This window comes from Streptomyces sp. WELS2, assembly GCF_013870595.1.
Lineage (GTDB): Bacteria > Actinomycetota > Actinomycetes > Streptomycetales > Streptomycetaceae > Streptomyces.
In genome coordinates, this window is sequence record NZ_JACBWZ010000103.1 from 1 (window position 1) to 13,401 (window position 13,401).

Here is a 13,401-nt window from a genome sequence, read left to right on the forward strand (position 1 = left end):
CCCGCGGCCGGCCGCCGCTCCACGCCGATCACCAGGTCCGCGTTGGCCGAACCGACGACCAGCAGGTCGTAGTCGTACATCAGTTGACTCCCCTGAGAGATGACCTCGGCGGGCCGCCCGGGGAGGAACTCCCGGCGCGGCCCGCCCTTGTGGTCCGTCAGCCGGTGAAACCGGTCACGTTGTCCTTCGTGACCACCTTCACCGGCACCTTCACCGTCGGCGCCACCTTCCCGCCCCGGACCGCCTTGAGGGCGTTGTCCACGGCGATCCGGCCCAGCTGCGAGGGCTGCTGGGCGACCGACGCGTACAGCGTGCCGTTCTTGACCGCCGTCAGTCCGTCCGGGGTGCCGTCGAAGCCGACGACCTGCACCGACTTCCCGGCCTTGGAGCCGAGCGCCTTGATCGCGCCGAGTGCCATCTCGTCGTTGGCCGCGATGACGCCCTGCACGTCCGGGTGGGCCTGGAGCAGGTTCGACATCACGTCCAGCCCCTTGGTGCGGTCGAAGTCGGCGGGCTGCTGGGCCAGCACCCGGATGCCCGGGTAGGCCTTCAGGCCCTTGGCGAACCCGGCCGCCCGCTCGCGCGCCGCCGAGGTGCCCGCCTGCCCCTGGAGGATGACGATCTTCCCGGTGCCGCCGAGCTTCTCGGCGACGGTCTTCGCGGCCAGTTCGCCGCCGGCGACGTTGTCGGAGGCCACCAGGGTGGCCACGGAGGCGTGGTTGACGCCCCGGTCCACGGCGACGACGGGGATGTCCGCCTTGCCGGCGGCCTTCACCGAGTTGCCCGCCGCGTCCGAGTCCACCGGGTTGACGATGATCCCGTCCAGGTTCGTACTGGTGAAGTTCTGCAGCTGGTTGGCCTGCTGGGAGGCGTCGTTCTGGGCGTCGGTGACGGTCAGGTCCACGCCCAGCTTCCTCGCCTCGGCCTGCGCGCCGGACCGGATCTGCACGAAGAACGGGTTGTTCAGGGTGGACAGGGACAGGCCCAGCCGCGGATTCGACGACGCGGACGAACCGCCGTGCAGCAGCGAGGTCGCGCCGACCACGGCCACGGTGACCACGGCCGCCAGCCCGTACGTCACCGCCTGCTTCCCCTTCGGCCCGCCCGCGCCGGCGGCCACCGGGACGGCACCGGCCTTGCGGCGCACGGTGTCCAGCAGCACCGCCAGCGCGATGACCACACCGATGACGACCTGCTGCCAGAACGCGGACACGGACAGCAGGTTCAGCCCGTTCCGCAGCACCGCCAGGATCAGCGCGCCGATCAGCGTGCCCGACGCCTTGCCGGTGCCGCCCGCCAGCGAGGCACCGCCGATGACGACGGCCGCGATGGCGTCCAGCTCGTAGCCGTCGGCGGCCTGCGGCTGTGCCGAGGACAGCCGGGCGGCCAGCACCACGCCCGCGACGGCGGCGAACAGCCCGGACAGGGCGTAGATCGCGAGCTTCTGCCGCTTGACCCTGAGGCCCGACAGCCGGGCGGCCTCCTCGTTGCCGCCGATCGCGTACATGGACCGGCCGATGTACGTCCGCCCGAGCACCACGGCGGCGACGAGCCCCATCACCACCATGACCAGCACCGGCACCGGCAGCCAGCCGCCGAGGGTGTCCCCGAGGTGGGAGACCGAGCCGGGGAACGCGATGGGGGAGCCCTGCGAGATCACCAGTGCCAGACCGCGCCCCACCGACAGCATGGCCAGCGTCGCGATGAACGGCGGCAGCTTGCCGTAGGCGATGAGGAAACCGTTCACCAGACCGGCCACGACACCCGTGGCGACCGCCAGGACGACGGCGAGCGCGACCGGCACCCCGTGCGCGGTGGCGCTCCAGCCCAGCATCGTCGCCGACAGCGCGGCCACGGACCCCACGGACAGGTCGATGCCCGCCGAGACGATCACGAACGTCACACCGAAGGCGAGGACGGCCGTCACCGCGGCCTGCACGCCGATGTTCAGCAGGTTGTCCGTGGTCAGGAAGTCACCCGACAGCGCCGACAGGGCGATGACGAGGACGATCAGCGCGGTGAGCGCGCCGTTGTCGAGCAGCAGCCGGCGCAGGCCGCCCGGGGCGCCACTCGCGCCCGGCCGGCTCTTGAGCGTGTCAGTGGCCACGGGTGGCCTCCTTCTCGGTCTCGGTCTTGTCGGTGGTGGGGGTGGAGACGGCCAGGGACATCACCGCGTCCTGCGTGGCCTGGTCGGCGGAGAGTTCGCCGGCGATGCGGCCCTGGGCCATCACCAGCACCCGGTCGCTCATGCCGAGCACCTCGGGCAGATCGCTGGAGATCATCAGCACGGCGGCACCGGCGGCCGTCAGCTCGTTGATCAGCTGGTAGATCTCGACCTTGGCGCCGACGTCGATCCCGCGCGTCGGCTCGTCGAGGATCAGCACCTTGGTGTCGGCCAGCAGCCACTTGCCGATGACGACCTTCTGCTGGTTGCCGCCGGACAGCGTCCGCACCGGCTGCCCGAGGCCCGCCATGCGCACCCCGAGCTGCCCGGCGATCCGCTCGGCGGCGGCCCGCTGGCCCTTGCGGTCCACGAGCCCCGCCCGGGTGGCCGCGCGCAGCGTCACCAGCCCCAGGTTCTCCTCGACGGAGGCGTCCAGCACCAGCCCCTGCCCCTTGCGGTCCTCCGGCACGAGCCCGATCCCGGCCTCCATGGCGGCGTTCACGTCATGCCGGCGCAGCTCGGTGCCCGAGACCCGCACGACCCCGCGGTCATAGGGGTCGGCGCCGAACACGGCCCGCACCACCTCGGTCCGCCCGGCGCCCACCAGCCCCGCGATGCCGACGACCTCACCGGCGTGCACCTCGAAACCGACGTCGTGGAAGACCCCGTCCCGGCCCAGCCCCTCCACGGTCAGCAGCGGGGCGCCCTTCCCGGTCCGCTCCCGCGGATACTGCTGCTCGATGGACCGCCCCACCATCAGCCGGACCAGCTCGTCCTCGGGTGTGGAGGCGGGCACCTGCCCGACGCTCTTCCCGTCCCGGATGACGGTGACCCGGTCGCCCAGGGCGCCGATCTCCTCCAGATGGTGGGTGATGAACACGATGCCCACCCCGTCGGCGCGCAGCCCCCGCACGATGGCGAAGAGCCTCTCCACCTCCTCCGAGGTGAGCACGGCGGTCGGCTCGTCCATGACGAGCACGCGCGCGTTCAGGCTGAGCGCCTTGGCGATCTCGACCATCTGGAGCCGGGCGATGCCCAGTTCCCGCACCCGAGCCCGGGGCGAGACGTCGACCCCGACCCGCTTCAGCAGCGTCGCGGCGTCGTCCTCCATCCGCTTCCGGTCGATCATCCCGAAGCGGCGCGGCTGCCGCCCCAGGAAGATGTTCTCGGCCACGGTCAGATCGGGCACCAGGTTGAACTCCTGGTAGATGGTGGCGATCCCGAGCCGCTCGGCGTCCTGCGCCCCGTGGACGCGCACCTCCTCACCGCCCACGAGAATCCGGCCGGCATCGGGGGTGTAGGCACCGGAGAGCATCTTGATCAGCGTGCTCTTGCCGGCCCCGTTCTCACCGAGCAGCACATGGACCTCGCCCCGGCGCAGATCGAAGTCGACGCCGTCGAGCGCGACCACGCCGGGGAAGGTCTTCCGTATGCCCTCGATGCGCAGCAACTCGTCCGGGTTGCTCACGTCGTGCTCCTTTGCACTGGGGAGGGGGTGGGGGGCTCGCCGCACGAGCGGCGTACGACGAGCCGGGCGGGCAGCGTCACGGAGCGCGGGGTACGCCCCTCGATCCGGTCGACCAGCGCGCGTACGGCGGCCCGGCCCAGCTCACCGGTGGGCTGGGCGATCGCGGTGACCGGCGGATCGGTGTGCACGAACCACGGGATGTCGTCGAACGCGGCCAGCGCGATGTCGTCGGGCACCCGCAGCCCACGGGCGCGTACGGCGTCCAGCGCGCCGAGCGCCATCAGGTTGTCGGCGGCGAAGACCACGTCGGGCGGCTCCGGCAGGTCCAGGAACCCCTCGGTGACCCGCCGCCCGCTCTCGGCCTGGAAGTCGCCCTGGCCTATGCGGGCGTCGGGCAACGGCAGCCCGTACTCGGCGAGGGCGGCCCGGAACGCCTCGACCCGCTCACTGCCGGTGGTGGTGGCGGCGGGTCCGGCGATGATGGCGAGCCGCCGGTGCCCGAGCCCGTACAGATGCGCCACGAGATCCCGCACGGCGGCCCGCCCGTCGGCCCGTACGACGGGCACGTCCACGCCGGGGATCCAGCGGTCGACGAACACCATGGGAGTCCCGGCCCGGGCGGCGTCGAGCATGAGCGGCGACCCGCCGTCGGTGGGGGAGACGAGCAGCCCGTCGATCCGCCGGTCCAGCAGGTTCCGCACGTGGTGGTCCTGCAACTCGGGCCGCTCGTCGGCGTTCCCGATGATGACGCTGTACCCGAGCGCCCGGGCCTCTTCCTCGACGGACCGCGCCAGCTCCGTGAAGTAAGGATTCAGCACGTCGCTGATGACGAGCCCGAGGGTGTGGGTCTGGTCGGTCCGCAAGGACCGCGCGACGGCGTTCGGCCGGTACCCGAGGGCGGCCACGGCGGCCAGCACCCGTTCCCGGGCGTCGGCGCTGACGGACGGATGGCCGTTCAGCACGCGTGACACGGTGGCCACGGAGACCCCCGCCGAAGCGGCGACATCCTTGATGCTCGCCATCGCCGGCTCCACCTCCTCGTGGAATCGATTACATCCTGCGGTCAGGAGGATTGGAAACGATTACACGGGGCGGGAGCAAGGGGATGAGGTTGGCCGAAACCCAATCGTGACCGTGGAGGGCGGGGACGGCGGGGCGGGCCGGCGCCGAAGGGGGGCCGACCCGGGCGGTCGTGGACCGCCGACACGCAGGCGGGCGGACCGGACGCGCACGCAGACGAAATGACAGAAATGAAAAAAAGCTCTCCGTAACGTTTTCCAGCCGCCGCGTTCACTCATTTGCCGCGCATCTGGAGGAGAGGGGGTGGCGTTAGCCGAATATGACGACGACGAGGTTCCACGGCCTGCTTCACCGGGACACGGGGAAGGATAGCCCGTCGACGGGCGGTTTGCTGACATTCGGTCCAACAATGCACCCACCTGGCGGAGCGGGCTCACGATGGAACGCCCGGCGAAACATCGGCCGCCACTTGGACAGCGTCTGACGGGGGAGCCTTATGAATCAGGAATACACCGGGTCGCCTTTCACCCATCCCGAATGGTACGCGGACGCCTACTGGGACCCGGCGGAAGAACTCGCCAGCCTCTTGCAGGGCACCGCTCCGGCGGATCAGCCGGCCACCGTCCCGCCACCGCGCACCGAGCCCGCACCCGGCCTCGACTTCCCCGACCCGATGGAGGAACTGGCGCGGCTCACCGGGCAGTTCTCTCCCGGCCGACGTCCGCCTGCGGGGGCGGCACACCGAAAGAGGCGGGTTCCGGGAAACCACATCAAGTGGATGCGGGCCGGCAGTTTCGCGATCGCCGCACTCGTGGCCGTCCTCGTGGCGATGGTCAGCGTATTCGGCGGAATGGCGGCCTACGGTCCGCTGCGGCATGCCACCTCGGGTGTGAACGGCGGAATGATCGCCTGGTGGCCCCTCCTCGTGTACGGCCCGTGGATGGCGGCGTCCCTCTCCATCCTCCGCAATGCACTGCATCAGCGCCGCGCCGTGCACTCGTGGTGCATCGTCGTGCTGTTCTCCTCGGTTGCGATGGTCCTGTGCGTGGCCCAGGCCGACCGAACCGTCACCGGCGTCGCGGGGGCCGCGCTCCCGGCGCTCGCGTCCCTCGCCTGCTTCCAGCAACTGATCCGCCAGATCACCCTGACGCTTCCCCAGAGCCAGGAGAGACCCCGCCACGGCAGATAACGCGGAACCGTTCCGCCGAACACCGGCTGCGCGGGGCCGGGCCGACGAGAGAGAGCTGCCGCCCCCCCCCCACGTTCTGGACCGCTTATTCCAAAGGCAGCCCCCTCCCCGGCACACCGCCGGGAGGCCACCCGCGCACGACCCACCGGGCCGTAAGCCGCCGGCGGTCCCGGTGCGCCGACGGGCGTACCCGCGCCCCGCGCGCCACCCACGGGGCCGCAGGTCGCCGAACACACCCGGCGTGCCGCCGGAAACCCCCCGCGCCCCCCACCAACAGCACCACGCAACCCACACAGGGGCCCGGTACCGGCCCGGCGCCCCCCGCACCTCCGGGCCGCTCGCTCGCTTACGCCCCGGGCTGGAGCGAGGTGTGTCAAGGGTGGCCCGCAGGGCCATCGCCGAAGGCGACGCGCAGCGCCCTTGACTCACCTCGCGGAAGCCCGACACGGCCCGGAAAGCGAGCGGCCCAACGGTCACGTGCTCACTTGTCGGAGAACAACTCCGCCGCGTCCGTGGCATGAACGGCGCGCTGTGCCCAGACCTCCAGCTGATCGAGATCCTCGCGGCCCATAACCCGCTCACGGACGTCGTCGGGCACAGGGATGCCGCGCCACTCCAGGACGCGGAGAGTCATCTCCTGCCGGTCCTGAAGACGCCCCTGCTGAAGCCCCTCCTCCCGTCCTTCCTCACGCACCTGCTCAGCCAGCGGGTGACTCCAGAAGTACTGGACAGCCGTCATCAGGTCCCTCCACATCTGCTTCGCCTGGGGATCGACCAGGCATGAGTCGACGAACTGCGCGAAGACCGCGGCACTGTCGGAGTCGATGGTCCGCGGGGCGGATGCCAGGGATTCCAGTATGGCCGTCGCCCCCGGCCCACGCCCGTGTGTCATCGCGGACAGCACCGCGAGCGGGGGATCCGCCTCCGCCTGCTTCTCGTCCGCGATCACCGGCACGTTGTCCGGCCCCAGCACCAACGGCCGCACCGTCAGCGAGTGGTACGACAGGTAGTACGGCTCGTACGGCCTGCTCAACGAGCCGGGCCGCCGAGAGGTCGCGCACCCGTACGAGCCGCTCGGCTCGGCTCCGGGTGAGAGCTGTGCACAGACTCAGCGGCGTACCGCCAGCGCCGCGCCCAGCAGGCGGGCCAGGACCTCCACCAGGCGGATGTCCTCCTTGCGGAGGTCCCCGGGGCAGGGGGCGTCCACGCACAGGACGCCGAACGCGTCCTTGCCGGCGGCCGTGATGGTGGCGGTGATGTAGGTCTTGTACGAGTCCGTCTCGGGGCGGAGCGCGGGATCGAGCGCGTCGACGTTCTCGACGAACGTGCTCTTGCGGTCGTCCATCAGCTTCAGCAGGGACGCCCCGCGCGCCTGGTCCTCGCGGAACACCGTCCGCGGTGCCTCCGCCCGCCCCATCCACAGGCCGTTCAGGCACTTCATCTCCCGGACGCCGGTCTGCTGGGACGCCGGGTCGACCTCCAGGACACAGGCACGCGCGTTGTCCGGTCCGATGAGCTGGGCGGTGAGGGAGACGATCGCCTGCTTCATCTGCTGCTGGAGCTGACCGCGCGTGCTCCTGCTGTTCGCGCTGACGATCTCCCCGATGTGGTGGACCAGCACCGTGAGCACGTCTTCCATGGCCCCGCGGGCGCGCTCCGCGGCGACCTTCGCGGCCTGTTCGGCGGTGACGAGGTCGCGCCGGGCGGCGGTCGCCTCCCGCCGGGAGACGATGACCGTGGCCACCGTGGCGATCACGCCGACAGCCATGACGGTCATGGCGATCCATATCGGCAGTTTCAGGCCAAGACCGAGGACGATCGGCGCTACATAGGTGACGACGCTCAGCGTCCCCATGGTGGCCGTACCCCAGCCCACCCGTAATCCACTCAAGGACATAGCGACGGAGCCTACACGCAGAGTTAGGCCAAGTGGGTGGTTCTGTCGTTTCGCTGGGCGTGTCTCTGGGTATCAATACGGTGACGGAAGGTGTCCAGACCGTGACCGGGAGGCGGACGGTTCGTTCAAGGACGATGTCAGCCTCTTGAACCGGGCGGATGTGTCAATCCGTAAGCCATAGCGTCGGATTGACGCTGACAAGCCATCAGCCGAGACTGTACCGTCAACGCTTGGAGGGCGCATGCCGACCCAGAACGGCGGGAGCCACCCGTCCTCCGAGTCGAACCCGGGGGGGAGCGCGAGCATGAGCACTGCGCACAGTGAGGTGTGGAGCGGGGTCGTCTTAGACACCGACCCGGCGGTACGCGAGTTCGAAAGAGATCCGGCCGAGTACATGAAGCGGAAAGCGACGGCGCTGCGCTCCATGGACTTCGAGAGCGTACGAGCGAGCCTCAGCGGAGCCAGTGAGCCACGCGCCTCGTTCCTCATGCGTCTGAAGACGCTCCTGTCACCCGGCGACAAGACCGGCAAGAAGGCCGGCTGAAGCACGGGCCCAGCCGCCCGGGCGGGCTGTCAGACCCCACCGGTACCGTCGGATCATGGACCGACAGGCGGGGAACTCCAGCGGTGAACGGCGTCTCGCCGTCCTCGAGGGCGTGCTGGAGCGCATCACATACGCCAATGAGGAGAACGGCTACACGGTCGCCCGCGTCGACACGGGCAGAGGTGCCGGTGACCTCCTCACGGTGGTCGGCGCGCTGCTCGGTGCCCAGGTGGGGGAGTCCCTGCGCATGGAGGGCCGCTGGGGCTCCCACCCCCAGTACGGCAAGCAGTTCCACGTCGAGAACTACACGACCGTGCTGCCCGCCACCGTCCAGGGCATCCGCCGCTATCTGGGATCCGGGCTGGTCAAGGGCATCGGCCCGGTCTTCGCCGACCGCATCACCCAGCACTTCGGCCTCGACACCCTGCGGATCATCGAGGAGGAGCCGAAGCGCCTGATCGAGGTGCCCGGTCTCGGCCCGAAGCGCACCAAGAAGATCGCCGACGCCTGGGAGGAGCAGAAGGCGATCAAGGAGGTCATGCTCTTCCTCCAGACCGTCGAGGTGTCCACCTCCATCGCCGTGCGGATCTACAAGAAGTACGGCGACGAGTCCATCTCCGTCGTCAAGGAGCAGCCGTACCGGCTCGCCGCCGACGTCTGGGGCATCGGCTTCCTCACCGCCGACAAGATCGCCCAGTCGGTCGGCATCCCGCACGACAGCCCCGCGCGGGTGAAGGCCGGCCTGCAGTACGCGCTGTCGCAGTCCGCCGACCAGGGGCACTGCTTCCTGCCGGAGGAGCGGCTGATCGCCGACGCCGTCAAGCTGCTCCAGGTCGACACCGGGCTGGTCATCGAGTGCCTGGCCGAGCTGGCCGAGCCCCCCGAGGACGGCGCCGACCCCGGCGTCGTACGGGAGAAGGTGCCCGGACCCGACGGCGACGGGGAGCCGGTCAGCGCCGTCTATCTGGTGCCCTTCCACCGCGCCGAACTCTCCCTGTCCGCCCAGTTGCTGCGGCTGCTGCGCACCGACGAGGACCGGATGCCGGGCTTCCGGGACGTCGACTGGGCGAAGGCGCTCGGCTGGCTGAAGTCCCGCACCGGCGCCGACCTCGCGCCCGAGCAGGAGGCGGCGGTCAGGCTGGCGCTGACGGAGAAGGTCGCCGTGCTCACCGGCGGGCCGGGCTGCGGCAAGTCGTTCACCGTGCGCTCGATCGTGGAGCTGGCCCGGGCCCGGCGCGCCAAGGTGCTGCTGGCCGCCCCGACCGGCCGCGCGGCCAAGCGGCTGGCGGAGCTGACCGGCGCCGAGGCCTCCACCGTGCACCGCCTGCTGGAGCTGAGGCCCGGCGGCGACGCGGCCTATGACCGCGACCGCCCGCTGGACGCCGACCTGGTGGTGGTGGACGAGGCCTCCATGCTGGACCTGCTGCTCGCCAACAAGCTGGTCAAGGCCGTACCGCCCGGTGCCCATCTGCTGTTCGTCGGGGACGTGGACCAGCTGCCCAGTGTCGGCGCCGGGGAGGTGCTGCGGGACCTGCTCGCCGACGGCAGCCCCGTTCCCGCCGTCCGGCTCACCCGGGTCTTCCGGCAGGCCCAGCAGTCCGGGGTGGTCACCAACGCGCACCGCATCAACGCCGGGCAGCACCCGCTCACCGACGGGATGAAGGACTTCTTCCTGTTCGTGGAGGACGACACCGAGGCCGCCGGCCGGCTCACCGTGGACGTCGCCGCCCGGCGAATTCCCGCCAAATTCGGGCTGGACCCGCGCCGGGACGTGCAGGTGCTCGCGCCGATGCACCGCGGCCCGGCCGGCGCCGGCGCGCTCAACGGCCTGCTCCAGCAGGCCATCACGCCCGGCCGCCCCGATGCGCCGGAGAAGCGGTTCGGCGGGCGGGTCTTCCGTGTCGGCGACAAGGTCACCCAGATTCGCAACAATTACGAGAAAGGGAAGAACGGTGTCTTCAACGGCACCGTGGGCGTCGTCACCTCGCTCGACCCGGTCGATCAGCGCCTGACGGTGCTGACGGACGAGGACGAGGAGGTCCCGTACGAATTCGACGAACTGGACGAACTGGCCCACGCGTACGCGGTGACCATCCACCGTTCGCAGGGCAGCGAGTATCCCGCCGTGGTGATTCCCGTCACGTCGGGGGCATGGATGATGCTTCAGCGCAACCTGCTCTACACGGCGGTCACCCGGGCCAGGCGGCTGGTCGTGCTGGTCGGATCACGCAAGGCGATCGGTCAGGCGGTGCGCACGGTGTCGGCCGGACGGCGCTGGACGGCCCTGGACTTCAGGCTCGGCACAAAATGATCGATCAAACGAGTCGTGAAGGTCACAGAGCACTTCCGGAACCCCCGCGAAGGGGGCAGGATGGGCAGGCTGGCGGCACTGAGTGCCGTCAATAGGCCCAATGGTCGACCCCGAGTGCACTCTCCTGAGCCAAATGGGGGATGGTAGAGACAGTCAGGGCACCTCGAAGATGAGGCACTACGTCGGTGAGGGAAGACGTGAGCGACAACTCTGTAGTACTGCGGTACGGCGACGGCGAGTACACCTACCCGGTGGTCGACAGCACCGTCGGCGACAAGGGCTTCGACATCGGGAAGCTCCGCGCCCAGACCGGTCTGGTGACCCTGGACAGCGGGTACGGCAACACCGCCGCCTATAAATCCGCGATCACCTACCTCGACGGCGAGGCGGGCATCCTCCGCTACCGCGGCTACCCCATCGAGCAGCTGGCCGAGCGCTCCACCTTCCTCGAGGTGGCGTACCTGCTCATCAACGGCGAGCTGCCCACCGTCGACCAGCTGACGGCGTTCAAGAACGACATCACGCGGCACACGCTGCTGCACGAGGACGTCAAGAACTTCTACCGGGGCTTCCCGCGCGACGCCCACCCGATGGCGATGCTGTCCTCGGTCGTCTCGGCGCTGTCCACCTTCTACCAGGACAGCCACAACCCGTTCGACGAGAAGCAGCGCGACCTCTCCACGATCCGGCTGCTCGCCAAGCTCCCGACCATCGCCGCGTACGCGTACAAGAAGTCGATCGGCCACCCGTTCGTCTACCCGCGTAACGACCTCGGCTACGTCGAGAACTTCCTGCGCATGACCTTCTCGGTCCCGGCGCAGGAGTACGACCTGGACCCGGTCGTGGTCTCGGCGCTGGACAAGCTGCTGATCCTGCACGCCGACCACGAGCAGAACTGTTCGACCTCCACGGTCCGCCTCGTCGGCTCCTCGCAGGCCAACATGTTCGCGTCGATCTCGGCCGGCATCAACGCGCTGTGGGGCCCGCTGCACGGCGGCGCCAACCAGTCGGTGCTGGAGATGCTGGAGGGCATCCGCGACTCCGGCTCCGATGTCGACACCTTCATCCGCAAGGTGAAGAACAAGGAGGACGGCGTCCGCCTGATGGGCTTCGGCCACCGGGTCTACAAGAACTTCGACCCGCGCGCCAAGATCATCAAGGCCGCCGCGCACGATGTCCTCTCCGCGCTGGGCAAGGAGGACGAGCTCCTCGACATCGCCCTGAAGCTGGAGGAGCACGCGCTCTCCGACGACTACTTCACCGAGCGCAAGCTCTACCCGAACGTGGACTTCTACACCGGTCTGATCTACCGGGCCATGGGCTTCCCGACCGAGATGTTCACGGTCCTGTTCGCCCTCGGCCGGCTGCCGGGCTGGATCGCCCAGTGGACCGAGATGATCAAGGAGCCGGGCTCCCGCATCGGCCGTCCGCGCCAGATCTACACCGGCGTGGTCGAGCGCGACTTCGTCCCGGTCGAGGAGCGCTGAGCGCACCTGGTACGGGGTCCGTCCAGGCGGACGGGCCCCGGTCCGGCGCTCGGATGTGACCGTCCACGGGCGGTCGGGAGGCACGCGAGCGTCCGTACAAGCGGGAAAAGGTGGAAGGCGCCCCGAGACGCCGGTCCCCCCACGGGCCGACGACCAGGGCGCCTTCCCATGTCCCGGTGCGGATTCCCCCCACGGGATCCGGCCGGGCGCTCGGAGAGGACAGCGCCTGAATCGCTGTCTGAGCACGCGCGGGCGAACCCGCCGTACTCCAGTGATGCGGTGCGGTCTGCCGGGACAGCGCACGCTGGGAGGGCCGCTCAAAGCTTCCCGGTGTACGTGCCCCGGCAACGCTCCCCCAAGCTCTCAACGTCGTGCGAGCCGGGAGGTACCCCCTTCTGGGAAAGTCCCCCAAGACATCCCCAGACGCCAGTCGACGCCCCCCAAGACGTCGGCCTGACAATCGCCAACTTAGACCTTCGAACCCCTTCGATGGTTACGTTCGCATCACTGTGATGTGCGTCTCTTGCATATGTCCTTTACGTGCGCAAGAGCCCCGATATGTCAATCGGGGCCCAAGCGTAAGGAATATGCGCGAGGCTTGTGAAGAGCTTATGTGAGGTTCGCGCAGGACTCCAGGGGGATCGGAAGATCGTTTCCGGAGTTCGGTCACCGTTCACCGGAAGGCGCGCAACCGCAGGCTGTTGGTCACCACGAAGACCGAGGAGAAGGCCATCGCGGCCCCGGCGATCATCGGGTTGAGCAGCCCGGCGGCGGCCAGCGGCAGCGCGGCGACGTTGTAGCCGAAGGCCCACACCAGATTGCCCTTGATGGTGGCCAGCGTCCGGCGGGAGAGCCGGATGGCGTCCGCGGCCACCCGCAGGTCCCCGCGCACCAGCGTCAGGTCGCCGGCCTCGATCGCCGCGTCCGTACCGGTGCCCATGGCCAGACCCAGGTCGGCGGTGGCCAGCGCGGCGGCGTCGTTCACCCCGTCGCCGACCATGGCCACGGCCCGGCCCTCGCCCTGGAGCCGGCGTACGACGTCCACCTTGTCCTCGGGCAGCACCTCGGCGTACACGTTCCCCGGGTCGATGCCGACGGTCTCGGCGACGGCCTCGGCGACCGTGCGGTTGTCCCCGGTGAGCAGCACCGGCGTCAGGCCGAGCCGGCGCAGCTCGCGGATGGCCTCGGCGCTGGTCTCCTTGACCGCGTCGGCGACGGCGAGGACCCCGCGGGCCTTCCCGTCCCAGCCCGCCACGACGGCCGTACGGCCCTGCCGCACTACGCCGGCCACCTGATCGCCACCGAGGTCGGCGTGCTCAAG

Annotated in this window: 10 protein-coding genes; 4 read left to right on the forward strand and 6 right to left on the reverse strand. The window is 70.0% G+C overall.

Annotation, left to right across the window (positions count from 1 at the left end; all coding sequences use genetic code 11):
- Positions 1–157: 157 nt before the first annotated feature.
- Genes H5J33_RS09430 through H5J33_RS09440 form a run of 3 tightly spaced genes read right to left on the reverse strand, consistent with a single transcriptional unit; the run spans position 158 to position 4,654 of the window.
- A complete protein-coding gene (locus H5J33_RS09430) occupies positions 158–2,107 on the reverse strand; it encodes a substrate-binding domain-containing protein (RefSeq protein WP_181794436.1) in 1,950 nt (649 codons plus the stop codon).
- Positions 2,097–3,632, reverse strand: a complete 1,536-nt coding sequence (locus H5J33_RS09435) for a sugar ABC transporter ATP-binding protein (RefSeq protein ID WP_181794437.1) — start codon at positions 3,630–3,632, stop codon at positions 2,097–2,099. The genes H5J33_RS09430 and H5J33_RS09435 overlap by 11 nt, the downstream gene beginning before the upstream one ends.
- The gene (locus tag H5J33_RS09440; RefSeq protein ID WP_030782251.1) at positions 3,629–4,654 is read right to left on the reverse strand and encodes a LacI family DNA-binding transcriptional regulator; all 1,026 of its coding nucleotides are present in this window, start codon (positions 4,652–4,654) and stop codon (positions 3,629–3,631) included. Before H5J33_RS09440 ends, H5J33_RS09435 begins: the two co-directional genes overlap by 4 nt.
- 494 nt (positions 4,655–5,148) lie before the next feature.
- On the opposite strand from H5J33_RS09440, the gene H5J33_RS09445 reads away from it, so the two are divergent.
- Complete coding sequence (locus tag H5J33_RS09445) at positions 5,149–5,841, forward strand: DUF2637 domain-containing protein (RefSeq protein WP_258564978.1); 693 nt, start codon at positions 5,149–5,151, stop codon at positions 5,839–5,841.
- Between the two features lie 481 nt (positions 5,842–6,322).
- On the opposite strand, the gene H5J33_RS09450 is transcribed toward H5J33_RS09445, so the two are convergent.
- Both H5J33_RS09450 and H5J33_RS09455 read right to left on the reverse strand, forming a co-directional pair.
- Complete coding sequence (locus H5J33_RS09450) at positions 6,323–6,874, reverse strand: hypothetical protein (RefSeq protein ID WP_309485366.1); 552 nt, start codon at positions 6,872–6,874, stop codon at positions 6,323–6,325.
- Positions 6,875–6,949: 75 nt separating this feature from the next.
- Positions 6,950–7,696, reverse strand: a complete 747-nt coding sequence (locus tag H5J33_RS09455) for a GAF domain-containing protein (protein WP_181794438.1) — start codon at positions 7,694–7,696, stop codon at positions 6,950–6,952.
- A gap of 346 nt (positions 7,697–8,042) precedes the next feature.
- Here H5J33_RS09455 and H5J33_RS09460 point away from each other — a divergent pair, with 346 nt between their 5' ends.
- The 3 genes from H5J33_RS09460 to H5J33_RS09470 all read left to right on the forward strand — a co-directional run bounded on the left by H5J33_RS09460 (position 8,043) and on the right by H5J33_RS09470 (position 12,080).
- The gene (locus H5J33_RS09460; protein ID WP_181794439.1) at positions 8,043–8,282 is read left to right on the forward strand and encodes a hypothetical protein; all 240 of its coding nucleotides are present in this window, start codon (positions 8,043–8,045) and stop codon (positions 8,280–8,282) included.
- A gap of 55 nt (positions 8,283–8,337) precedes the next feature.
- Entirely contained in the window at positions 8,338–10,593 is a 2,256-nt protein-coding gene (locus tag H5J33_RS09465) for an ATP-dependent RecD-like DNA helicase (protein ID WP_181794440.1), read from the forward strand.
- A gap of 197 nt (positions 10,594–10,790) precedes the next feature.
- A complete protein-coding gene (locus H5J33_RS09470) occupies positions 10,791–12,080 on the forward strand; it encodes a citrate synthase (protein ID WP_181794441.1) in 1,290 nt (429 codons plus the stop codon).
- A 673-nt stretch (positions 12,081–12,753) separates the two neighbouring features.
- Here H5J33_RS09470 and H5J33_RS09475 read toward each other — a convergent pair.
- On the reverse strand, positions 12,754–13,401 hold a 648-nt coding region (locus tag H5J33_RS09475), incomplete at its 5' end, for an HAD-IC family P-type ATPase (protein ID WP_181794442.1).

Bases quoted from the DNA above. Each gene is read 5' to 3' on its own strand.
- H5J33_RS09440 (WP_030782251.1), bottom strand. From the start codon at position 4,654: ATGGCGAGCATCAAGGATGTCGCCGCTTCGGCGGGGGTCTCCGTGGCC.
- H5J33_RS09445 (WP_258564978.1), top strand. From the start codon at position 5,149: ATGAATCAGGAATACACCGGGTCGCCTTTCACCCATCCCGAATGGTAC.
- H5J33_RS09455 (WP_181794438.1), bottom strand. From the start codon at position 7,696: ATGGGGACGCTGAGCGTCGTCACCTATGTAGCGCCGATCGTCCTCGGT.
- H5J33_RS09460 (WP_181794439.1), top strand. From the start codon at position 8,043: ATGAGCACTGCGCACAGTGAGGTGTGGAGCGGGGTCGTCTTAGACACC.
- H5J33_RS09465 (WP_181794440.1), top strand. From the start codon at position 8,338: ATGGACCGACAGGCGGGGAACTCCAGCGGTGAACGGCGTCTCGCCGTC.